General features: G+C 37.1%; 19 protein-coding genes. 2 read left to right on the top strand and 17 right to left on the bottom strand.

What is annotated here, in order from left to right:
- Positions 1–284 precede the first annotated feature (284 nt).
- The 7 genes from QNH24_RS04550 to QNH24_RS04520 form a co-directional block, all read right to left on the bottom strand.
- The gene (locus tag QNH24_RS04550) at positions 285–1,640 is read right to left on the bottom strand and encodes a TrkH family potassium uptake protein (protein ID WP_283870947.1); all 1,356 of its coding nucleotides are present in this window, start codon (positions 1,638–1,640) and stop codon (positions 285–287) included.
- 98 nt (positions 1,641–1,738) lie between these two features.
- Entirely contained in the window at positions 1,739–2,503 is a 765-nt protein-coding gene (locus QNH24_RS04545) for a TerC family protein (protein WP_283870946.1), read from the bottom strand.
- A gap of 483 nt (positions 2,504–2,986) precedes the next feature.
- Complete coding sequence (locus tag QNH24_RS04540) at positions 2,987–4,072, bottom strand: SDR family oxidoreductase (protein WP_283870945.1); 1,086 nt, start codon at positions 4,070–4,072, stop codon at positions 2,987–2,989.
- 18 nt (positions 4,073–4,090) lie between these two features.
- The gene (locus tag QNH24_RS04535) at positions 4,091–7,144 is read right to left on the bottom strand and encodes an efflux RND transporter permease subunit (RefSeq protein WP_283870944.1); all 3,054 of its coding nucleotides are present in this window, start codon (positions 7,142–7,144) and stop codon (positions 4,091–4,093) included.
- Between the two features lie 296 nt (positions 7,145–7,440).
- A complete protein-coding gene (locus QNH24_RS04530; protein WP_283870943.1) occupies positions 7,441–9,018 on the bottom strand; it encodes a peptide chain release factor 3 in 1,578 nt (525 codons plus the stop codon).
- Between the two features lie 204 nt (positions 9,019–9,222).
- Positions 9,223–10,689 carry a UDP-N-acetylmuramoyl-L-alanyl-D-glutamate--2,6-diaminopimelate ligase gene (locus tag QNH24_RS04525; protein ID WP_283870942.1) on the bottom strand — a complete coding sequence of 489 codons (1,467 nt, stop codon included), beginning with the start codon at positions 10,687–10,689 and terminating at the stop codon, positions 9,223–9,225.
- Between the two features lie 332 nt (positions 10,690–11,021).
- Entirely contained in the window at positions 11,022–12,410 is a 1,389-nt protein-coding gene (locus tag QNH24_RS04520) for an aldehyde dehydrogenase (RefSeq protein ID WP_283870941.1), read from the bottom strand.
- 210 nt (positions 12,411–12,620) lie between these two features.
- Here QNH24_RS04520 and QNH24_RS04515 point away from each other — a divergent pair, with 210 nt between their 5' ends.
- A complete protein-coding gene (locus tag QNH24_RS04515; protein ID WP_283870940.1) occupies positions 12,621–12,773 on the top strand; it encodes a hypothetical protein in 153 nt (50 codons plus the stop codon).
- 63 nt (positions 12,774–12,836) lie between these two features.
- Here the strand turns inward: QNH24_RS04515 and ssuE are convergent, their stop codons facing one another.
- From ssuE to QNH24_RS04490, 5 genes are all read right to left on the bottom strand, one after another.
- Positions 12,837–13,370: an NADPH-dependent FMN reductase gene (ssuE, locus tag QNH24_RS04510; RefSeq protein WP_054770117.1), complete on the bottom strand. Its 534-nt coding sequence runs from the start codon at positions 13,368–13,370 to the stop codon at positions 12,837–12,839.
- Between the two features lie 976 nt (positions 13,371–14,346).
- On the bottom strand, positions 14,347–15,684 hold the full coding sequence (lpdA, locus tag QNH24_RS04505; RefSeq protein WP_283870939.1) for a dihydrolipoyl dehydrogenase: 1,338 nt from the start codon (positions 15,682–15,684) through the stop codon (positions 14,347–14,349).
- 303 nt (positions 15,685–15,987) lie between these two features.
- Complete coding sequence (locus QNH24_RS04500) at positions 15,988–18,069, bottom strand: catalase (RefSeq protein ID WP_283872739.1); 2,082 nt, start codon at positions 18,067–18,069, stop codon at positions 15,988–15,990.
- A 156-nt stretch (positions 18,070–18,225) separates the two neighbouring features.
- Positions 18,226–19,284: an acyl-CoA dehydrogenase family protein gene (locus tag QNH24_RS04495; RefSeq protein WP_283870938.1), complete on the bottom strand. Its 1,059-nt coding sequence runs from the start codon at positions 19,282–19,284 to the stop codon at positions 18,226–18,228.
- Positions 19,285–19,328: 44 nt separating this feature from the next.
- On the bottom strand, positions 19,329–19,847 hold the full coding sequence (locus tag QNH24_RS04490; protein ID WP_283870937.1) for a DUF4242 domain-containing protein: 519 nt from the start codon (positions 19,845–19,847) through the stop codon (positions 19,329–19,331).
- 126 nt (positions 19,848–19,973) lie between these two features.
- On the opposite strand from QNH24_RS04490, the gene QNH24_RS04485 reads away from it, so the two are divergent.
- Positions 19,974–20,402, top strand: coding sequence for a winged helix-turn-helix transcriptional regulator (locus tag QNH24_RS04485; RefSeq protein WP_283870936.1), 429 nt, complete (start codon positions 19,974–19,976; stop codon positions 20,400–20,402).
- 72 nt (positions 20,403–20,474) lie between these two features.
- On the opposite strand, the gene QNH24_RS04480 is transcribed toward QNH24_RS04485, so the two are convergent.
- The 5 genes from QNH24_RS04480 to QNH24_RS04460 all read right to left on the bottom strand — a co-directional run bounded on the left by QNH24_RS04480 (position 20,475) and on the right by QNH24_RS04460 (position 25,009).
- Positions 20,475–21,230 (bottom strand): ABC transporter permease, encoded by a 756-nt coding sequence (locus QNH24_RS04480; protein ID WP_283870935.1) that lies wholly within the window; start codon positions 21,228–21,230, stop codon positions 20,475–20,477.
- Between the two features lie 12 nt (positions 21,231–21,242).
- Positions 21,243–22,196, bottom strand: coding sequence for an ABC transporter substrate-binding protein (locus QNH24_RS04475; protein ID WP_283870934.1), 954 nt, complete (start codon positions 22,194–22,196; stop codon positions 21,243–21,245).
- Positions 22,197–22,211: 15 nt separating this feature from the next.
- Positions 22,212–22,982 carry an ABC transporter ATP-binding protein gene (locus QNH24_RS04470; RefSeq protein WP_283870933.1) on the bottom strand — a complete coding sequence of 257 codons (771 nt, stop codon included), beginning with the start codon at positions 22,980–22,982 and terminating at the stop codon, positions 22,212–22,214.
- Between the two features lie 177 nt (positions 22,983–23,159).
- Complete coding sequence (locus QNH24_RS04465; protein WP_283870932.1) at positions 23,160–23,735, bottom strand: RloB family protein; 576 nt, start codon at positions 23,733–23,735, stop codon at positions 23,160–23,162.
- Complete coding sequence (locus QNH24_RS04460; RefSeq protein ID WP_283870931.1) at positions 23,732–25,009, bottom strand: AAA family ATPase; 1,278 nt, start codon at positions 25,007–25,009, stop codon at positions 23,732–23,734. The genes QNH24_RS04465 and QNH24_RS04460 overlap by 4 nt, the downstream gene beginning before the upstream one ends.
- Positions 25,010–25,333 lie beyond the last annotated feature (324 nt).

Below are 25,333 nucleotides of genomic sequence, written 5' to 3'. Positions count from 1 at the left end.
CAGACAAACAGGAAGTTCACTTCTGTTACTTTCCCTTAGTAATGGTAGCACAAATAACCCAAAAATTCTTAGTGCTAAATTCTTAGCTGAAGAACATAATCATCTTGTAATTAATACCCATTTCGATAATAATACATTCGGGATAAATAATTTTAAATTTTTTGACATTTTAACGAAAATTGTTTTTTTAGCGATTTTTCTATTGCCTTTACCAAGTTAAAAAGAAACCCGAATACACGTTAAATATACTTTTTAACGTATACTCAGGTTATGACAAAACCCTGTTACCCAATAATTACACGTTCCTTTGGATAATGATAGCTTGATTTTTTACCTCTTCCTCCTCCACCAAGAGTATAAAGGAAGGAAATTAAGCCAACACGACCAACAAACATCAAAATAATAATGATAATTTTGCCGACTATTGATAAATCAGAAGTAATTCCTAATGACATGCCACATGTACCGAATGCTGAGGTAATTTCAAAAATGATTTGTATCAGTGATGCATGCGGCTCGGTAATAAGTAAAATAATAGTCGCAACCAAGACCATAAAGAAAGCTAACAAAATAACAACAAACGAGCGAAAGACATCAATTAAATGTATTTCACGTCCAAACACTTGAATATCCTCTCTTCCTCTTGCAAAGGTAATAAGAAATAGGATAGCCATGGCAAATGTTGTTGTACGTATCCCACCACCAACTGAGCTAGGTGAAGAACCGATAAACATTAGGAAACTCATAAAAATATCTGTTGCTTCACTAAATGTTGTTACATCATATGTTGTAAGCCCTGCTGAGCGTGTCGAAACCGAATGAAACATAGCAGAAAACAGCGCCTCATGCCAAGCCATTCCCTTAAATGAATGAAATGATTCAAGCAGAAAAATTACGACAGCACCAACTACAAATAAAATTGCATACGTGGAGGTAGTAATTTTTGTAAATAAACTGAATCGGAAATTTGCATGCCGATTCATTAAAAAAGTTTTTACTTCTATAAGTACCGGGAAGCCTATTGCGCCAAGGACAATTAATACCATCGTAATCAATTGAACAAAATAATCGTTATGAAACGGTAGCAAGCTCATTCCTGTAATATCGAAACCACCATTAGTTGTGGCGGAAATAGAAGCAAAGACACCATGTAGAAAAGCTTCCTCTAACGTATCGAAATAATTCGTAAAGTGTAATGTTAGTATAAATGCACCTACAACCTCAATACCGATTAAGATTTTTAATATTTCCCGTATTAATTGAACTACGCCAGATAAATTATATTGGTTATGGTCTATCATAATTAATTGTCGCTCACGCATGCCTATTTTTTTCCCAACCAATAACCAAACAAAGGTACCGAGTGACATAATGCCAATGGCTCCAAGCTGCAGAATAACAAGCACCATTACGAGTCCAAAGGTTGTATACGTCTCTGAAATATTAAATGTTGTTAAACCCGTTACACTTACTGCGCTTACTGCTGTAAACAAGCTATCTAATAACGAAACTTTCACACCTTCTTGATGAACGCCCGGAAGTCGTAGTAACAGGAAGGAAATGGCTATCGCTATAAAATAATAAGATACTAGTACCTGAAACGGCGTTACAAGCCTATTCGATGATTTTTTCCAAGGCACTTTCTTAACTCCTTCCATACTCTAAACTCGATAGATATTAGTATAGAAAAAATACGTCAAAAAAGAAAGAGGAATAGATATGACTATTCCTCAAAAAATTAATGTGTATGTTGTTTATTCCTTACACCTACTAAGTAACCAACTAGTGCAATTGCTATTAGTACAACCCAAAAAGTTACCTCCCACGCTGTAGAATGAGGGAACTCTACTGGTAAAATACCTACTCTTTCGTGTGACAATGTTAACACAACAAGCTTGACACCTACCCAACCAACAATTAAAAATGCAGCCGTTTCAAGTGAAGGATAGTCATTTAATACTTTTACAAACCATTGTGCAGCAAATCGCATCATGATAACACCAATAAATCCTCCAAGTAGCATCACTGCAAATTGACCACCATTGATACCACCAATATCAAAATGCCCTAGTTCTGGTAGTGTGACCGCTATAGCTACTGCTGCAAGCATAGAATCAATAGCAAATGCAATATCCGCAGCCTCCACCTTAAGCACTGTCATCCAGAAACCACTACCTCTTTTTGCTACTTTCTCATTCGTTTCGTCTGTTGAATCCTCTTTATGGCGTAAATCATATATATTTTTAGCTGACATGAATAATAAATATGCTGCTCCTAGTGCTTGAATCTGCCAATAATTCACTAGCACTGTAATAATAAAAAGCGCTGAAAATCGGAAAATTAATGCACCAAATAATCCATAAAATAAAGCCTTTTTTTGTTGATCACGCGGTAAATGTCTCACCATTACAGCCATTACAACTGCATTATCTGCTGCTAATAATCCTTCTAAAATAATCAGTACAATAAGTACCCACCCATACTGTAATAAAATTGCTTCCATATAAGTGCCTCCTCTACCTCTGTATACCCAAATTAGTCATTACTATACAGGTACAAAAGAAAAGACCTCTGCCCTATGAAAAGGCAAAGGTCTCGCTAAGTAAATCAATTACGCCTTGGCGTAATTGGCGGATGTCACGGATTTTCATTTCATCTCACCACCTTTAGAGGTGGGAGTTTTCTGTATCAGCCGCCATGCTTTCGATACAAAAAACATTTGCTGAATGAAGATAAATCCCTTCTATCAGAAAATTTCAACTCCAGGCTAGAAAGCATAAAGTTATTTACTATCACACCCGATGGTAAATACCATGTCTTGACGAATGTGAAACCAGCTACAACGCTCGTATCTGTTAGCTACTCCCCTTTGACAAAATGTCGAAGGTGTTCTTCTGTAAAAATTATTATAGCACTAACATGAAAGCGTGGCAAAATGATCTATCCACTAATTCATCTTCATAGCAAAAAAGATAAAAGAATAATTCTATTTTATCTGAATTTGATAGTTTTTTTCTTCTTTATGCGCTAAATAGAAATCAATCATTATGGGCATCGTATCTATAAAATCAGGACATGTAATCCCACCCTTTGTCAAGATTGCTACTGCTTCCGTTGTATCAAAGTGAGCATTCCACGTTAAATAGTCTAACGTTTCCTGCTCTACTCCAAGTTTTTTTCGAATAAGTGGTACTCGCAAGGATACTTTTGCTAGAATCAATGGAAATTGTCCCTTAGGAGATTGACTCGTTAATAATTTCACCATTGTCCGGTATACTGCTTGAACAGGATGCGGATTCGGATCTGTTAAATGCAGGGTTTTCCCTTCAGCACATTTTTCATCAACAAGATACGTTGAAGCATTAATAATATAATCTACTGGAACTACATTAATTGTTGATGTAGATTGACCGATATACGGAATAAAGGGTAACCATTTTAATTTATCTACCATATTTAAAAAGAAGTAAGGTCCATCAAATTTGATTGTTTCTCCTGTTTCAGAATGACCACGCACAATACCAGGTCGAATAATGGTTAATGGAATTTCTGATTTTAAATCTTCTACACGATGCTCAGCTTCATATTTTGTTTCCTCATAATAGTTTTTAAATGCAGGAGGACGAACGAGTTCATTTTCTTTTAAAACACCTTCACGTGTACCTGCCACATAGGCTGTACTAAAGTACATATAACGTCTTAAATTTGGAAGACTTCGAACAAAATCATTGACCATCGTTGTACCATGCACATTTACCTTCCAGGCTATGTCACGTGGGACTGCTAAATCATATATGGCTGCTAGGTGCCAAAGCACTTCTATTTGAGGCACTACTTCCTGTACTGTTTGATTTTCTAGTCCAAGATTCGGTAATGTAATATCTCCCTCTACTATACGAATCAAACAATTTGGAAACTCCACAATAATAGAATCTTTTTCAATATTAGCCTTTACTAATTCTCCTGCTAAAACGATAACTACAACTTCCTGTGCCTGATTTTTTCGAAATATCTCCCTTATCAATTGACTTGAAATGAATCCTGGAAAACCTGTAAAAAAATGAACCCCCATCTCTCACTCCCCCTGAGCCTACCGTATCTTCCGAGTTTCTTTATCCATTAAGCTATAAACAGTCGGTACAATATATAATGTCAGCAAAGTCGATGTGACAAGGCCGCCAATAACTGCAATACCCATGGGCTGATTCATCTCTGTTCCTTCACCAAAGCCCAGTGCAAGTGGCAGCAAACCTAAAATGGTCGTGAGCGCCGTCATTAAAATTGGGCGAAGTCTATCCTGAGTAGCAAGTAAAATCGCATCATAGGTCCCCATTCCTTTAGACTTTTGCTGATTAATATAATCTACAAGCACAATTCCATTATTAACGACAATCCCTACAAGGACTAATATACCGATAACAGAGGTCACCCCAATAAGCGTATTTGTCATAAACATTGCTATGGCAACACCAATAATCATTAACGGTACCGTAAACATGATTACAAATGGATGCTTAAATGATTCGAATTGTGCTGCCATTACGATATATACGAGCACTACAGCTAATGCAACGGCTAAAAGCATATCATTGATGGCACTATCATAAAGTTCACGATCTCCACTAAAGACTACCTGGGTTTCAGAAGGTAACTTAGCCTTTTGCAATGCTTGGTCGACTTTAGCCGAAATACCGCCTAAAGATTCCTTCGTTTCATACTCCACAAAAAATGCTACAGCAGCCGCTTGATCAGAACGTCTAATCGATACGGGTCCTTCTTGAACAGCAACAGTAGCTATATCCTCAAGCTTTACAAATAAGCCTGCAGGAGAACGTAACTGCATAGATTTTAAAGATTCGATACTATTATTAAAGACATGTCCAAAGCCTGTATAAACCGGTAGTACCGCACCATCCTCTGCAATGATTTGTGTTGTAAGTTGACCCTTAGTCATTTGATTGACCATTTGTGCTATTTGTGCAGGAACAAATCCGTAATCTTTTGCCCTTTCTCGGTCCACCTCCACTTGAATTTCTTTTACAGTGTTATCTAAATCTGTGGAGACGTTTGTAACAGCATTTACCTTCAAAAGCTCCTGTTGTACTTTATCGACTGCACTATGGAGTCGCTGTTCATCAGAATCTGTTAATCTAAATGTCAATGTATTTGGGGATGAGCCAGTTGATGTGGAGACATTAAAGGTGATTTCCGCCTGTTCACCAAGCTCAGTATGTAAATCTTGCTCAAGCTCCTCAACAAATTCAAAAATTGAACGTTTTCTATCTGCTAAAGGAACTAGCTTTACATAAAGCTCTGCCTGATTTGCACTTGTTTGTCCCCGAGCCTGTGATTGTTGTGTACCACCAACTAAGCTGACATATACATCCACATCCCTCTCCTGTTTTAGCCGATCTTCAATTTTCGCAACTATTTTCTCTGTTTCTGATACAGCAACACCCTTCTCTAGATTTACACTAATTGAAGTAAATCCTTCATCGGTCGGTGGTAAAAACTCTGTACCGATTCGCATAAGACCAAACAGTGCGATGCCAAAGCAGACGATTGTTGAGATAAGGACAAGCATGCGATGTTGCAATACCCAAACAATGGAAGCTCTATAGTTTTTATATAAGATTGACTCATTACGTTTCTCATAAATGCTAACAGCTTTTATTTTTAAAAGACGGCTTGCAAGCATTGGAACAACCGTTAATGCAACCACTAAAGAAGCAATTAAACTAAAGGATATGGTTAAGGCAAATTCTGTGAAAATCTGTCCTATTAATCCCTCAATAAACATGACAGGAATAAATACCGCAATTGTAGTAAGAGTGGACGCGGTGATAGCAAGTGCTACCTCTTTCGTTCCTTCTTTAGCTGCTACTATAGGGCTCTTGCCAATTCCTAGATGACGCTCAATATTTTCAATCACAACGATGGCATTATCTACAAGCATCCCAATCCCAAGCGCTAATGCTCCCAATGTCATAATATTGAGGGAGAAATTCGCAAAATACATTAAAACAAATGTGACAATTACTGAGTATGGAATAGCAATACCTATAATAATAGGACTTTTCACGCTACGTAAAAAGACAAAAAGCACGAACATTGCGAATAAGCCACCTAATAATAACGAGGATCCAATATTGCTAATCGCTAAATCTACATAGTTTCCTTGATCTGTTAGTACATCAGCAACAATGCCCTGATACTGCTTCTTTGCCAATAATTCATTTAACGCATCTTGAAAGGCCTTCGATACCTCTGCTGTATTCGCACCTGACTCCTGTAAAACAGACATTAATACAGCTGGATGGTTATTTGCTCGTGTTGTGGTCATGGATATCTGTTCTACACGTTCAACAGTTGCTACCTCCCCAACTGTCAAGGCTTTACCATCTAATGGATTAACTGAAACAATTAAATCAGCGATGTCTTCAGCTGTACTTAATGTGCTCAGGATACGTGTAGTTAGCATTTTCCCATCGTTAGTTAACACGGGCTCTCCTGGAAGAGATACATTGTTCGATTGAATGATTTGTATTATATCCGCTTGCGTTAAGCCTTTTTCAACTAGCTTTGATTCATCTAAAGTTAGTTGAACTTCTTCTACAAGCTTACCAGAAACATTTACACTTGCGACTCCTGCTGTTCGACGAAGCTCTTTTTCTAAGTCCTCCGCCAATAATCGTACGTCTACATCATCATTTTCTGCACGAAGCGAAAGCTGTATAATCGGAAATTGGGATGGGTCAAACTTTAAAAAGCTAGGCTTTTCAGCATCACTCGGTAAGGGGGTCATATCAATTCGCTGTAAAATATCAAGCTGTACATCTTCTATATTGGTTGACCAATTAAACTCAAGTACAATTAAATTGGATCCTTCTTGTGAGGTAGACTGTAGTTTTTTTATACCTGGTAGGGTTGCGAGCGTTGTTTCTAAAGGCTTGGTTATCTTTTCATTGACTTCTGCTGGACTCGCTCCAGGATAAGAAGTAACAACGACACCTATAGGTGGATGTAGCTCAGGTATTAGCGTAATTGGTATTTTTAATAATGAAACCCCACCTAAAATAATGACAAATAGCATCGTAACAATTGTAAAAACGGGTCTTTTAATTGAAAAATCACTAATGTTCATTTTTTACAAACTCCTTCTCTATCTCTTCCTTCCTATGATAACCGAAAAGGAGAATATTTTATAAATCAGAAAAACATAAACCTATTTTTGACAATTCTAGTATATTTTACAGATGACTATGTAAGGGTTAGTAATGGCTAGAAGTTACAAAGGATGGTTAATTTTTGTCTAAAAATATGTCAGCTCAACTTTTAGTGATAAACTACATTTCCTAATACTGTATATATTCTACACATTGCTCTAATTTTCCTTGTAAAAAAACACGAATCGCAAAATTGTCGATTCGTGTTAGTAATTTATAAGAGACTATATAGTTTAATGTTTTCGTTTTTATCAGCAAACCAACGCATAGCAAACTCATTTTCAAAGAGGAAAACAAGATTATCAAAGCGATCTTTTACAAGCATTGAACGCCCTGAAGACATAGACTCCTTTACATCCTCTTCATTTTCAATCCATCGTGCTATTTTCGAACCAATTGGCTCCATCTTCACTTCAACATTGTATTCGTTTTTCATGCGATGTTCAAAAACCTCAAATTGTAACTGACCAACAGCCCCTAAAATGACTTCTTCGGTATGCAATGTTTTATAGTATTGAATAGCGCCTTCTTGAACTAATTGCAAAATCCCTTTATGGAATTGCTTTGATTTCATCACGTTTTTCGCTGTTACACGCACAAATAACTCAGGAGTAAATTGTGGTAATTTTTCAAAGTGGAATGTTTTCTTTCCACCTACAACAGTGTCCCCAATTTGATATGTTCCAGTATCGTATAAACCGATAATATCGCCAGCTACAGCTTCATCTACTGTTTCACGATCATCTGCAAGGAATTGTGTAGATTGTGTCACCTTGAACGATTTACCTGTACGAGATAGTGTCATATTCATACCACGTTCAAATTTTCCAGATACAATACGAACAAAAGCAATACGGTCACGATGGGCAGGATTCATATTAGCTTGAATCTTAAAAATAAAACCTGAAAATTCCTCATGTTCAACAGGATCAATAAACTGTTCATCTTCAGTAATCCTAGGCTGAGGTGTCGGTGCAAATTGTAAATAGGTTTCAAGGAATGTTTGGACACCAAAGTTCGTTAAAGCAGATCCAAAGAAAACTGGCGTTAATTCACCACGACGAATCTTTTCCTCAGAATAAGCATTACCCGCTTCGTCAAGCAGCATAATATCATCCATTGCTTGCGAATAATAAGAAGTCACCTTCATTGGATGCTCAACTGCAAGTTCTCCATTATCATCAATAGGTAAAAAACGTTCTTCTTCATCAGTACGGAATTGCTCGATACGTTTATTATAACGATCATAAATACCTAGAAACTCTTTACCCATACCAATTGGCCAGTTCATTGGGTAAGCGTGAATGCCCAGTACCTCCTCAAGCTCTTCAATCAGCTCAAGTGGCTCTTTTCCTTGACGGTCCAGTTTATTGATAAAAGTAAAAATTGGAATACCACGCATTTTACAAACTTTAAAAAGCTTTAAAGTTTGTGCTTCAATCCCTTTGGCAGCATCGACAACCATAACAGCACTATCTACAGCCATTAATGTACGATACGTATCCTCTGAGAAATCTTGGTGACCTGGAGTATCTAAGATATTGACACGAGAGCCATTATAATCAAATTGCATTACGGAGGAAGTTACAGAAATCCCACGCTGCTTTTCAATTTCCATCCAGTCAGATGTTGCAAACTTACCTGTTTTTTTCCCTTTTACTGTACCAGCATCACGAATCGCACCACCGAATAGTAAAAGCTTTTCTGTAATCGTCGTTTTCCCAGCATCAGGGTGACTGATAATGGCGAATGTCCGACGCGATACTATATCTTTTTCTAAATTTGAATTCATCTCGTCATTCTCCTTTTTTCATACTTACTAATAATAAAAGAAGACTTGCCTTTCGTACAAGCTTTTTACATGAATTCCCGAAAAAGAAAACCCTTTAGTGACTACTAAAAGGGTTCCTTTAACATTCATCAGTATGCCTAAAATATTGAAATTTGCAGATAATCGTTTTGATAATCTAAAACAAAACCGATAATGGGGTATCCATTATACGAATTTTAATCGACCCGCTTCAATAGCAATCTCTGCATCGCTATGTGGATATTTTGTATTCTCAATAATCTGGTAATCCTCATGACCTTTACCAGCAAAAATAATCATATCTCCTGGTTCAGCAATTTCAATAGCATGACGGACTGCCTCTGCACGATCTCCAATACAAGCATAATTTTCATGAAGCATCCCTTTGGCAAGGTCACCTGTTATGCTATCGTAGTCTTCGTAGCGTGGATCATCTGTCGTCAAAATCACATAATCTGCTGCTGATGCCTTTTCCGCCATCGCCGGGCGCTTCGATTTATCACGATTACCACCTGTACCTACAAGGAAAATAAGCTTCCCTTTTTTATACGGCTGTGCTGCTGCAATCGCCTTTTCAATTGCATCTGGAGTATGGGCATAGTCTACAAAAATTTGCACTGGTAAATCTGAGCAAACTTTCTCCATACGTCCTTTTACTGGTGGCAATTGCTCGATCTGCTCAATAATCGTTTCCATAGAGTAACCTCGACCATAGAAAGCAACCATTGCAGCAAGTACATTGTAAATATTAAATTCACCAAGTAAATTCATTTTTACACGGAATATCCCTTCCGACATTTCGACATCAAAGGAAGTCATGTAATCATGATACTCACAATTAATAGCTCGGAAATCAGCTGTTTCATTTATGAGTCCATATGTCCATACTGGGAAGGGTGTCATTGCAGCATAGCGCTCTGACCATTCATCGTCAGCATTTAACACCACAAATTTATTTTTTTCTAAATCTTGTCCAAGTTGAGAGAATAGTAAACCTTTTGCATGGCCATATTCCTCCATCGTACCATGGAAATCAAGATGATCATGTGTAAGATTTGTAAAAATAGCTACATCATAATCAACGCCAGCTAAACGCCCTAATGCTAAGCCATGGGAAGAAACCTCCATTGTCATAAGACGACAGCCTTCCATTTTGGCTCGGAAAATCATTTGCTGTGTCGATAAAGCATCACTTGTCGTATTAGCAGATTCATATAAAATACCATTTAAATTAAAGCCAATTGTTCCAGTTAGTGCAGACTTTTCGCCCATACCGTGCATAATATTCTGAATAATCCCTGTCACTGATGTTTTGCCATTTGTACCTGTTACTCCAATCATCGTTATATCCTTTGAGGGATAATCAAAGAATTTAGCAGCAAGTAAGCCAACAGCTCTATCGGTATCTTTCACAATGACCTGTGCTATTGCTTCTCCTAATGGTAATTTACGTTCAGTCACTATTATTGTCGCGCCACCTTCAACTGCTTTTTGTGCATAGTCATGACCATCCACTGTGTAGCCCTTTATACAAACAAACATGCTATTCGGTTGTACACTTCGAGAATCCACCACAATATCACAGACCTGGTCTGGCAACACTCCAATTATTTTTTTCAAAGGTAATGCACTTAACAATTCCTCTGCATACATTTCATAGTCCTCCAATCAATCTCAACACTCATTTTATCATCCTTTGTTTTTTCGACAAAAAATGACAAGATGAATTCCCCCACATTCTATTGAATTTATTTTACTACTTATTTCTCGATAAATAAAATGTCTCATGAGTCGTTTTTTCAATGAAAACGCTATCATTTCAATATAAAGTTAATAATCCGTCGAAATTAGCCTTTCTTATTAAGAATCGCCATTTATCGACAACAATAATTCAAATCAACAAGAAAAATATGGTCATTGGAGGATTGAACAAATAAAGCAGAGAGGTGAGGTGTCTAGATTCTATAGTCTGACACCTCCATCTACTATTTCATAATTGTTCGCACAATCTTAACTTTTTGTTTATAAGGAGGGAAGAGAACGTTCGTTTCCAGTTTTGAAGATTTCTTTAGAATAGATTTCGCATGTGTAAAATTTTCAAAGCTAGCCTTGCCATGATAAGCCTTTACTCCTGACGGTCCAACACCACCAAATGGGAGATGTAAATTTCCAACATGTGTAATTGTATCATTAATGCAACCGCCCCCAAATGGCAGTTCCTCTAAGAAGTACTGGATAGCCTTGTCATGCTCCGAGAAAAAATAGGCGGCTAAAGGCTTTGGTAATTGACGAATTTGATGAATGACCAGTGGTAAATCATCATACATCATGACAGGTAGGATGGGACCAAATAGTTCATCTTGCATGGAAGGATTTGACCACTTCACGTATTCGATAATGGTAGGCTCAATATATAGATCATCACGATCTGTTCTTCCCCCAAATGTTATAGCATCTCGTTCCTCCGTTAAAATTTTCTGAAGGCGGTCAAATTGTCTTAAACTTACGATACGACCATAATCGGGACTTTTCAATGCATTTTTCCCATAAAAAGAACGAATGGTATCCTTCAATACTTTCATAAATTGATCATAGACATCTTTATGGACTAGCAGATAATCTGGCGCCACACATGTTTGTCCAGTATTTGTAAATTTCCCCCAAGCAATTCTTTTAGCCGCCACTTCTAAATTAGCCGTTTGATCGACAATCGCAGGGCTTTTTCCCCCAAGCTCTAAGGCAATTGGTGTTAATCTTTCTGCTGCTGCCTTGGCCACCACTTTACCTACTGCCACACTACCTGTAAAAAAAATATAATCAAATGAGGCATGAATTAAGGCAGTTACTTCCTCTTTTTCCCCCTCCACAACACGAACATAAAAGGGATGGAATGTTTCTTCAATTATTTTCTTTACAATTGCCGCCGTATGCACAGATGTTTCTGATGGTTTTATTATTGCTGTATTCCCTCCAACAATAGCTCCTACTAATGGCTCCATAACAAGCTGGAATGGATAATTAAATGGACCAATAATTAGGGTTACTCCATACGGCTCTCGCACAATAAAGCTTTTTCCCATCTGATATTGTATGGGTGTTTTTACAGCTTCTGGCTCCATCCATTCTTCCACATGCTTCACCATATATGAAATACTATCTAACACAATACCAATTTCCGTTGCATATGCCTCAAATTCACTTTTTCGCAAATCTAAATATAGCGCATTTAAAATTTCTTTTTCGTATTTTAAAATAGATTTCTTTAGTTTAATTAATTGTTCTTTTCGAAATTTAGCACTTTTCGTTGCTCGTGAAAAATAAAATTGACGTTGCTCTGTAATCATATTTTCCACATCTTGTGTCGTAAAATTCATCTTAACGCACCCCTTTTTTTTAAAATGTCATACATAGTTTTTTCATTTCGAAACAAACTATCATTGTCTATACGATACAACATTGAAGACAAAAATTCCTCTTTCTAAAAAGGTGGTGTTAAATGATTTGATGAGTGAGGATGTTTTACTTTATTGATTTTTGGAAATATACAACTACATATTTGAAAATTGAAACGGGGGCGTAGATGAATGACAACAACAGGAACATGGTGGGAGTCAATTTTTTCAGGACCATTGGCACACGGTATTTGTGAAGAAAAAATATTGCTATTGCAAGATGAGGCTTTCTTATATCTCTCTACAACACCGACAGAGAAAGATGATGAGTCTGAAGTAAATTAAAAATAGCGCATTATAGGATTTATTTCCTATAATGCGCTATTTTTCGTACTTCATACATTTTCTTTAATTAACTATCACTAATTGCTGAATTTGCTTTAACTCTACATCTAATCGCTGAATGGCTTCTTCTTCAATTGCAAAGCCTCCATTCTCAAGTCGAATAATTTGTTGATCCAAAATATATACAGAATGTGCAATAGTTGTCGCCCCTAAAACTGATAAAATGGGTTTTAACGCATATTCTAATGCAAGTAAATGACCAATAGAGCCGCCCACAGCAATCGGCAAGATAAGCTTTCCACGCAATGCCTTTTGTGGTAACAAATCAATATACGTTTTTAAAATACCTGTATATGAAGCTTTATATATCGGTGTCAAAACTACAATGATGTCCGCCTCTTCTATTTGCTTATTTTCAGAAATAATAGCCTTACTTGTAAAATTGGCTGTTATCAAATCCTCTGCAGGTAATTCGTATATAAAATTATTATGGACAGCTATCCCCTGTGCTTTAAAATAGTTCTCTACTTTATCATGAATTGCCGTTAAACGAGAACTTTTTGAATTACTTCCATTAATAATCACTGCTTTTGTCACCCTGACCACTCCCCTTAATAATATCTCCTAACATGTTGACTAAACTTTTCCTCTATATCGAATGGAAATGACTTAAAATAATAAAAAAGCCTCTATATTTACAAAGTGAAAATTCGCTTTGTATTAGAAGCCTCTAGATGTCTAGTCAACTTAAATTAAAATACCTAGTAATCCTATAAATTTAATTTATCACAAAAACCTACAAAGTCAATAGGCTTTTTTAACAAAAAAATCTACATTCATTATTTTTTAATGAATGTAGATTTTAGTGTTGAAAAACTAAATGGTCAAGGGATTCTTTGTAAACACTACTAAGTCAAATGAAGGTGATTTCCGTTCCAGGCTACTCGCTTTCCAGTGGGCGAGCGACGAGCCGCTTCCTGCGCTGGAGGAACGAAGGCTAAGTGCGTCACTTCCTGTGACAATGCCTTCGTGACCAACATCGTGTTGGCCTCAGTTTCTCGTCTGTCTCGCTATCCCACGGGAGTCGAGTAGCCTTACACTCCAATCAGCAATAGTGTGGAACTTTAAATATTTTCTTCCCTCAAAAGTAAAGCAAAAGCATATTACTCATCATCATTAAATGGATAGAATAGTGGTACAATTCTATAGCTGTCAACCTACATTTTATTTTTATGCATAAAACTAATTTCTAACTTTATAAAAAATCACTTATTGCAGTCGATAGAAAAATATTATCAGGCTCCATTTTTGCGCAAAATAGTGAGGGCTAAGACTTCAATTTATCACTATAAATTTATGTGAAATGCTAATGAAAATACTATGAGCAATGGTTGATTGGAGTGTAGACTGAGTGATTCCTCGGGGATTCAGCAGGAAAGCACACAGTCGTCAACTCCTCGTATTGAAAAAGGGCTATACTTATTAATTTGCCACCTTGATTTCCTTGACAAAATAGTATTTCAACAACATCAATCTACATTTATGATTTTTTAAAGAATCTAGATTTTATAAGTTATTGATGTATAGCTTTATCAAAAATACCTTTTGCCGCATCACCAATATGCTCAGATACGGTTGGATGTGGGAAAATCATTTTTGCAAGCATATGTGCAGTACCACCAGCATTTTTCGTTGCTAAAATTGAGTTTAGTATTTCTGTTGCCCCATCAGCGACTACACATGCACCTAAAATATGTCCTTCTTTTTTTGTAGCAATTAGCTTCACAAAGCCCTCTGTATTTCCCTCCATTAGTGCCTTAGAATTGGAATGAACAGGTATTTTTATAACCGTACATGGCACCTTCACCTGATTTTCTAATAAACCAAATGTCGCGATTTCAGGATGTGTATAAACACAACGAGGAATAGCATCTTGGTCAATTAATAACGGTTTATTCCCTAAAATATGATCGATTACATGAATACCCTCTGCACTAGCTGAATGAGCTAGCTGATAGCCACCAACTAAATCACCTATTGCGTAAATATGTGGCTGACTTGTTTCTAGGTGTTCATTAACTGCAATTAAACGACCATCAAATGCTAGTCCCAATTGCTGAGCTATTTCTGTATTTGGACGTCGACCTGTCGCAAATAAAAGATTTTCATATGTATAAATTCCTTTAGATGTATGAATTTCATTGTCTTTAAAATGGTTAAATTGAAAATCTATGACAAGCTCAATTCCAAGCTTTTTCATTTTTTGTCGAATTAGAGGTCTTGCGTCTGGCTCTTCTGTCTGTAAAATATCCTCACTATGATTCAGCATTGTTACCTTTGTTCCAAGTGGCGCTAAGCTAAATGCCATTTCTACTGCAATAACACCGCCACCAATAATAGTTAACTGTTTTGGTAGTTCATCAATACTAAAAAAAGTATCTGTCGTATAGTATTTAGCTGACTCTAGACCTTTAAATGGTGGTACAAATGGTTTGCTTCCTGTCGCTAAAATAATATCCGTCGCAGTAAAGATTGCTTTTCCGACAGTTACGGTCATGTCTTTAGCAACTGAAGCTTCACCGCGGTAAAACGTAATATGATTGCTTAAAATATAACCCTCAATATTGGCCAAAAGTTCTTCAATCAAGGAGTCCTTTCGCTGCATTAACCGTGTAAAATTCACATTTACCTTAGATGTTTCAATTCCCCAGTCATTACCACGTTTTATTTCCTGCACAAGCTTACTATGCTCCAGCAAAATCTTTGAAGGGATACATCCAACATTGTAGCAGGCCCCTCCTACTTTATGACGTTCCACTAAAGCAACTTTCTTGCCACTTTTAGCTGCATAAATAGCTGCCACATAGCCACCAGGACCTGCGCCAATAATTGCAATATCAAATTTTTCCATAAATTTCACCTCATGTACCACCATATCACTTACAAAATTTGAATGCAACGGCATATCTTTTGCAGAAAACTTATTAATATTTCCTTTATTAGGACTGTAAGGATAGACGAATTTTTACTGGCGATCAAAGAGTGAGGAATAGGAAAAGTAGTAGTAAAAAAAGTCCCTCATCTCCTCAATAGAACATGAGAGACTTTATTTGAATTAGGAGATAATCGAAAAAAAGAATCATGCAAATATGATTTACTCGACCTAGCGTTCATGTATTGAATAAATAAGTTCTTGTGGATTAATCTCAATATGTTAATAAATATTGCGCTGCCAAAAACGTTGCTGGGCAATGGCATCTACATATTTTTTAGCAAAATCTTTATTACCTGTTGCCAGTACAATCCCTGGTCCTACATTTGCATTAGACATATTAAAAAATGTAGTTCCCGTTGTAGCAATACCAATTGGCTTATAATGTCGATATGATTCGTTCATGTAGTTAACAATATGTGTATTGAACTTTGCCTGATTATTTGCCTTTACACCTACAACGTATAATGAATCAAATAATACTGCATCAGTTGTGATAAATGTTTCAGTTGCGGTTAATTGTACTCCATTACTACTAGTCACTACCCCTAACCTATCTGAAATAATACTATATCGCACGCCTTGTCTCGTTAAATACTTCAGCACTTCTCCCACCTCATTAGCATCAAAACCATCACCAATTAGAACTCCAACCTTTAGTGTTTGAGGTACTTTTATAGTATTAGCTTGGCTCAATGCTGGGGAGGATGCTGTAACATTTATTTGTTCACCGGTTGGTCGATTGACACCAACATTATCTGCTATTGTTGTTGCCATCGCTTTATCCACTCGAACAAACATATTGACGACCTGCTGACGTACGGATTTACTTTTTACTTTTCCTACCTCAAAGCTAAAAGCTTCTATAATATGCTGCTTTTCCGGAGGCGACATACTATTCCAGAATAACCTTGCCTGTGAAAAGTGATCATCAAAGGATTTACTTCGCGCTCGTGTAATTCGGCCTTCCACCTTTTCCTCATAGTGGACATAGCCACCCTCCTTTGCAGTAGCTGGTGAAGGAGTATTATTTGCCAAAGAGTTTTTATGATAACTGACCCTTCCTAAATTGATGGCTTGTCGACTAAAGCCATTGCGTTGATTGTTGTGAATTGGGCAAACTGGTCGATTAATCGGTATTTCTGCAAAGTTAGGTCCACCTAGGCGAATAAGCTGTGTATCTAAATAAGAAAATAGACGTCCCTGTAAAAGTGGATCATTGGTAAAATCTATACCTGGTACTACATTTCCTGGATGAAAGGCGACCTGTTCTGTTTCAGCAAAAACATTATCCACATTACGATTCAAGGTCATTTTGCCAATTTTTTTCACAGGCACTATTTCTTCAGGCCAAAGCTTTGTTGCATCTAAAATATCAAAATCAAATTTAAATTCATCCTCTGGCTCAAGCATCTGCACACCTAGCTCAAATTCAGGGTAATCACCAATTTCAATTGCCTCCCATAAATCACGTCGTTGAAAATCTGAATCCTTCCCACCGATAATTTGTGCCTCATCCCAAACCAATGAATGAACACCTAGCACAGGCTTCCAATGAAACTTCACAAATCTTGACTTTCCTTTTTCATTGACGAAACGGAATGCATGGACACCGAAGCCCTCCATCATCCGAAAGCTTCTAGGGATTGCTCGATCCGACATAACCCACATCACCATATGTGCAATTTCTTGATTATTCGCGACAAAGTCCCAAAATGTATCATGCGCAGAGGCAGCCTGTGGCATATCATTATGAGGCTCTGGTTTTACTGCATGAATTAAATCTGGAAACTTAATGGCATCCTGAATAAAAAAGACAGGTATATTATTTCCAACTAAATCATAATTGCCCTCATCTGTGTAAAATTTTGTGGCAAACCCACGTACATCGCGAGCTGTATCCATCGAGCCTAGACTTCCAACGACCGTGGAGAACCTAACAAACACAGGCGTTTTCTTGCTAGTATCCTGTAAAAAGTTAGCTCTCGTATATTCTTTCATCGACTCGTACAATTCAAATTCACCGTGAGCAGCATAGCCTCTTGCATGAACAACACGCTCCGGGATACGCTCATGATCAAAATGGGTTATTTTTTCTCTAAGATGAAAATCCTCCATTATCGTTGGGCCACGTACCCCGGCTTTCAACGAATCCTCATCATTTGAAACTTTAAGTCCCTGATTTGTCGTCATCTTTGTTCCTTTATTATCGACACGAAATTGCTCTAGCTGCTGATCCTTTGCATTCTCCTCCAAATTTTTGCGTTGATTCGACTTAGATTTATCCACACAATCCCCTTTCATTTCCATACTCATAATTCTCAATATACACTATATGTCTGTCTGGAATAATCATGCTTTCAATTACATTCCACAAAGAATGACAAAGCACAGCAGCATTTTTCCTATCAAATGCAAGAAAACCTTGATTGGTCATATGCCTCTCAAGGTTTCTCATTGTTATTCTGCGATTTTTAAAACTTTTGACATTTTCTCAAGCTGTCTAACTGTTGGTGTTAAATTAGCGAAAAAATAGGCCTCTCGAAGCTTGCGTGAAGGTGTACTACCCACGATATAACCAGCAGATCCATTATGCAGCATATTTGCCTGTACTGCTGCCAATGTGGCATAGACTGTCTGTAAGCGAAGCTGACAAATTTCATATAAATCCGTTCCACCTGCTAGTACGTTTAATTGTAAAGCTTCTTGTAATTGCTGAAGCTCTTTTGCAAGTTCATCCGCCTGAACCTGTAAATACTCATTACAGCCATTCTGCTTTGCTTTTACTTTTTCAATTCCTTCAATGCATGCCTCCATCACACCAAAGCCTAGTGGTATTTGATACAAGACAAATGTTGGTCGAATCGTATCAACAAATAAACTTGCATCATGTGCTATTACATATTCATCAGCTACAAAGACTTTATCAAATTTACAGCTATAAGTGGCACTACCATTTACCCCTAAGAAATGAACTTTTTCTTTTAGAGTGATTGCTGAATTATTTGTATTGACGAATAGCATTACTTCTTTTCCTTCATAACAGGCAATAGCTCCAAACCAATGATTATCAGCCAAGTTGGAAACGGCAGGTAACACACCGTTTAAAACATAGCCACTATCAACACGTTCAGCTGATAAATGAAGCTTTTCTAGACCTGCATAAAACTTCATAGGATTCGATAAACCTGTGGCTCCGAGTAACTCTCCACCCTCAAGTAAAGGTAATACTACTGCACGTAACTCAGAATTGCTCGTTTTACGAATATATGTTAATGCAGCAAGGTGGCACCATAGGCAGAATGCAGTTGTCATACAGACCTTTGCCGTTTCTTGTACAATTGTTAGCTCATCAAGAAGTGTACTTTCTTCATCCTTATGTGTTGATTGGAAAAAGCCTGCTTTTCCAAGGGCAAATAAATATTCCTCCGCATAATAAGCTTCCTCATCAATCTTTTTTACCAACGGTTTTAATTTTTCATCGATTAAAGCCTGTAAAACTACCGCTTCTTCTGCCATGGCTTCCACTCCTATCCTTCACTTATTCTGCTATTTTCTTACTTTTACTTATCTGCTAATTCTGTTAACGATGTAATTGGTGTTTGTACAGCCTCCCGAGCTCGTTTTACTGCCGCTTCATCTGGTGCATCATAGAAACATAAGCATTTCGACATATCCTCACAAACATAAGTACGTGAAAAATGTACTTCTGGTACTTCTTCGTAGTGAACTGAATTTTTCTTTTTACGTGCTAAGTATTGATCCATTGTAATCTCCGCAGGAATTTCCCACTCCACTAAGTAATTCACTACTTCCTGATTTTGCTTTACATCTTCCAGCTCTTTACCGACAAGACGTACTTCCTTCACTAAATCAGCTTGTACATGCTGAGCTATTAATGCCGCAGTTGCTTGTGCCTCTTCATTAGCTTCTACAATGAAGTAAGCGCGGCTGAAATCTTTAGCTACCTGCACCTCAATCACTGCCACATCCTGTGAATCACTAATGCGCTCCACTAATGCTGAAAATTGTTCTTTGTTTGTAATTTCATTTACTGTTGATTCTACCAAATATAAATTCATAGTAAATACCTCCGAATAGTTAGTTTTTTTGTTATGTGAGTTATTTTATTATACTTACTTAATAAAAACAACTGAATTTACTAAAAATTATATTTTGTGCTACACTACTGCATGGAGGGAAATTCAATGAAAACACGCTATGACTTACCATGCAATATTGCACAAACTTTAAATATTATCGGTGATCGCTGGACTTTACTCATTTTGCACGAGCTTCTAATTGGCCAATCAAATTTTAATGATATTAAATTAAATTTGCCAGGGCTTTCAGCGAATCTCTTATCTGCACGCTTAAAATCATTGGAAGAGGCTGGATTAGTAGCATCAACCCTTTACTCAGCACATCCACCTCGCTATGCCTATTCACTAACAGATGCAGGTAAGGCATTGGAGCCAATATTTAACGCCATGATTTTATGGGGTAGTGAACATTTAGACCAGTGCTACAAGGAAATTGTTGATGCGAAGACAGGAGAACGTGTAGAGATTGGCTATTATGCAAAAAATTCGGGTGAACGTATTGATACCATTCAAATACGCCCCATTGCAAAATAGCTAATCGAATCACTTTTAGCCCCTACATAGCCAGGAATTCTGCCATACCTCGGCAGAATTCTAGCAGCTATCCTATGCTCCCTGTCCTCCCCAGATTTTTGTCACCCAATTTTCAAAATAGCGGATGGCTTTGTCTAAAAGTAAGCCTAGTAGACCAATCACAATAATAGCTGCCATGACTAAATCCAAACTAAGTGAATTTCGTGCATCCACTATTAAAAATCCAAGACCAGATTGTGCACCTACCATTTCGCCCGCCACAAGAAATATCCATGCACTACCTAAAGCCATGTGCAAGCCATTTGCAATCATTGGAAAGGCAGCTGGAAAAACTATTTTTTTCAATAAATGGAACTGAGACATTTCAAAATTTGCTGCAACTCGTAGATAAACATTATCCACTTTTTTCACTGCCGACACCGTTGATAGTAGTACAGGAAAAAACGCAGCAATAAAAATAATTACAATAGCTGGCATATTGCCAATGCCAAACCACAAGACAATAAATGGTGACCATGCAATTGGTGAAACAGGGCGTAGCACTTGCACAATTGGATCTAAAATAGACCAAACTTTCGTCCACCTACCTAGGAAAAGTCCCAAAATAACTGCTACTACCACTGCTAATAAATAACCACTAAAAAATCGAAATAGACTAATTTGTATATGCTCAAAAATAGAGCCATCCTTAATGATTTCATATAAAGCTGTCAGAACATTTAATGGTGGAGGAAATAAAGCGGCATCATGTCCCCCAATCACTGTAACTAGTTGCCAAATGCAAAGTAATAGTATTAATCCAAGTAAAATAGGTCCTATTTTTTTCATTCAACTATCACCCTACTTTTCTTCAATCAATGAAGAATCTACAAATTCATCATATGTCGGCGGATTTTCAGATAAGCCCATTTCTATTAGTGAATCTCTTAAAATCTTATAGGCATCTTTTTCAATTTTTAAATTATTATAAGAGATCCAATGTAACGATAGATCTAATACTTCTTTATCCACTTTTATATACTTCGCCACTACCTCATGAGCATGGTCATCATTAGCATTCATCAGCTCACCTGCAGCCGCATAATCCTTTACAAATTGTTTAGCAATATCTTTGTGTTTCTCAATAAATGCATTTCGTAATACTAAACCACAGTCAATAGAGTTTGGCCAGATATCTTCAGACTGGAATAAAACCTTTCCTTTTTCAAGTGATACAGAAATCGCACCAAATGGCTCTGCAACCACATATCCTGCAATTCGTCCTTCCGCTAAAGCAGCTGGCATTTCCGCTGGAGGAAGCTCCACAACATCCACATCCTGATAATTTATCCCAGCGTCCTGAAGCATTCGATACAATAAAATATTATGTGTGGAGTATTTATTTGGAATAGCAAAGCTTTTCCCCTTTAAATCTTCAACCTTTTCAACATTAGGTGCCACAACAACTACATTACCATCACGATGACCTAGTGCCACAGCCTTTAAATCGATTCCTTGTTCCTTTGCCTTCATAGCAAGCTGAATTAGCACCGATGCTCCATCTATTTTACCTGTATTTAATGCATCCATTAGCTCTGGCCAAGACCCAAATTTCACCAATTCAATAGCGTAGCCCTCGTATTCTTTGTCTGTTTGCATGTATAATGGTGCCGCATGAGTAATAGGCAGGTAGCCAATTTTAACGATTTTTTTATCATCTACTGTGTTTGAACTGCTATTCTCTTCACTTTTTCCACAAGCTGATAAAATCAGTAATAAAGTCAATATCAAAAACAACGATAAATATTTCTTCATCAATTTTCCTCCGTATTAAATGTTGTATTCAATCGTGTCCTGCGGTTGTGTAAAATGGAATTCATTAAAAATAACTTCTCGGAAATGTTGGAATTCCGAATCTGCACGATCTCTAGGCTTGGTACTTCGTACATGTATTTCACGATGTATACGCCCAGGGTTGGGACTCATGATAAATATTCGATCTGCCAAATAAATCGCTTCATCAATATCATGTGTTACCAATAAAATCGTTGTTCGCTCCTCCTTTTGAATGGCAAGAAGCTCATCCTGCAAATAATAACGAGTAAATGTGTCAAGCGCTGCAAATGGTTCATCCATCAAAATTACTTCAGGGTGTATCGCCAGTGCACGAGCAATTGCTACACGCTGCTGCATTCCTCCTGATAATTCACTCGGTAATGCCGAAAGACGATCTTCTAAACCTACAAGCTTGAGATAGTGTTGGGCACGCTGCTGACGCTCTATCTTGGACAATGCCTCCCCTTCTAAAGCCAATTCCACATTTTTTTGGGCAGATCGCCAAGGAAGTAACCCATAATTTTGCATCAGCATAATGCAACGTTTACTTGCCTTAGTTACGATTTGATTATCAAGCAACACTTGTCCAGTTGTTGGTTGTTCAAAGCCTCCAACTAAATTTAAAAGTGTACTTTTACCACAACCACTTTTACCTAAAATGGCGATTATTTCACCCTTTTGAATATCCAATGAAATTTGATTAAGTACTTCTTGTTCGATAAATTTTTTACTCACCTGCTGGATAGAAATTAACGGTGCTGTCATTTGAATCTTGTCACCTCTTTTTATTCTTATAATTTTACTAGGTTTAATATGTTTTAAGTTATTTTATTATACTTAGTCCAAAATTACAACCTAATTTTATGAAAAAAAATTGTATTCAGATAATTTAGTAGTGAAAACAAAAAAAAGCAGATTTTCAAGAAAATCTGCCATTCTACTTTAAAATATGTATTTTATCATTTCATGTATATTGCAATATGGATTGTCACGACTTTGTGTTCCCCGAAAGGCCATCATATCTGTGCAATTTTTTATCGCAATCTCATGACGCAATGCGATGGGTGCAATAACTGACTCGTCCGCCTTATGGCGAAAATAGCGGGAGACACCTAGGTGCTGCTCCATTTTGTCATTTAATACAGCACGAGGATACTTTTCTGTAATATCGACCTCCTCAAAATGCAAGAGTAGCCATAGTTCAAATGCTTCATTTGTGTAAGCGATGTGAATGTTTTTCTCCTCACAAAAATCATTAACTTCCTCTAATTGCCTTTCCGTTAAATCATCCTTATCAAACACAATCCACACCTCATCAAAATATTGATAGCTAGAATCTCGATAGGCATGCTGGGCTAGCTTAATTGCTGAACGCTTAACATTTTTTATTTTGACACTTACCATTTTAGAGCGCTTTAAAATACGCATTTGCTCAAAATAAATGCGCTCTGTTTCACCTTCACAATAAATTAAAATGGTTTTACGCAGTGTTCGATTCCCTTGTTGACGTACTCTCACTGCTCAGATACCTCCACTTCACCTAAATATTGATCTGATAAATATTCATTAATAACTGGTGTCGCACCAAACTCCCCTTTTAAATAACGCTTTGCATAGGAAATATCTCCACGCTTCTTCTGCAAATCCGCAAAATCAAATAAGGAGTATAATTCTGATTCATTTTTAAAGCTTTTATTGACAAACCAAATTTGATCAGAACGGAGTGGCTGGTCTAGTAAATCAATTTCATGGCTAGTGACAACAAATTGATTGCAGACATTTCTCTTACTGTTCATGATGGCCATTAAAAATTCGCAAATGGATACATGAAAGGCTGTATCAAATTCATCGATAAAAATAGTCTTTCCTTTATTGTATGCATCGACCATAACACACGCTAAATGTAGCATTCGAACAGTTCCCTTTGAATCCATCGTCCAATTAATGGTCTCTGTTCCAATTGGTGCACCTGCTTCATCAAACGATAAATAGTGCAAATCAATATCAACCTCTTGGATAACTTCGGGTGAGTCAAATTCATAGCCAATAGTATTTTTCTCTCTACGTTCAACTCGTCTAGCTGTTACATCCTGAATAGAAAAATCAGCAATTTTTAGTAGCTTAATTACCTCTCTCTTAAATGGCTCCTCTTCAAGTTTACGAATAAGAGGGTGACTTGATAACCGATTAGCCTCATCTAAGAACAGAATTTTATGTAAAAACCAATCAAATATTTTCGTCGCATCAGGATCATTAAATACATTTAAGACAGACAAAAAAGCGGTATTATTCCTCGTATATTTTGTCAATTCAAGAGCAGTGTGTTGAGCCGTTTCATATGAATATTCTGCCCCATCCCACTGTCTACTAAAGAGCTGCTCCTTTGTGGACTTCGTTGTCTTCGTAAGACTCTCATAAAGCACCTGTGTAGCATTATACTGTACCTCATAATCATATAGAATCCCATCTAATAATAATGAAATCATAAACTCAGTTGGCTGTTCTTGCTGTCCCCCGAGCTTAAATGGTTGGTAGGGCAAGCGAAGTTGTTTAACATTATTAAGGTTTTCGAAATTAAACAATAACGTACGCAACACTTTAATAGCTGTAAACAAATTCGATTTTCCACTGCCATTTGGTCCGAAAATAAAGGCACTTTTTACAAGTCGAAAGGCGTCCAGCTGAATAGTATGTGAGTCCTTTAATTTTCGAATGCGGCTTCCCGCTACCATTGAAAATAGTGTTTCATCTTTATAACTTAAACAATTTTTCACTCTAAAATCTACAAGCATGTGTAAGCCCCCGTTCAATTCCACAACATTCCTTTAAAAGATTATTATACTATAGACGTGAAAAAAGACATATTACTCAGAATAATACTAAATAAATGCAGATTTCGCCTTGGCGTAATTGCGTTCGGAGGCTTTATCTTCATTCAGTAGGTGTTTGACACCTACTGAAAAGGAACCACATCCGTATTCATTTCGCCACCTTCAGAGACTATAAAACGCTATAAGTTTAAAGTTTCTCGTTTTTCGTGGAACAAACAATACATTAACCATTTTTATTAATTGGAAGACGATGATTTCCGCTACAGGCTACTCGCTGTCCTACGA

The sequence above is a fragment of the Lysinibacillus pakistanensis genome, assembly GCF_030123245.1.
GTDB classification, from domain to species: Bacteria; Bacillota; Bacilli; order Bacillales_A; family Planococcaceae; genus Lysinibacillus; species Lysinibacillus pakistanensis.
The sequence above is the reverse complement of the archived record's forward strand: the minus strand, read 5'-3'. Positions and strand labels throughout refer to the sequence as shown.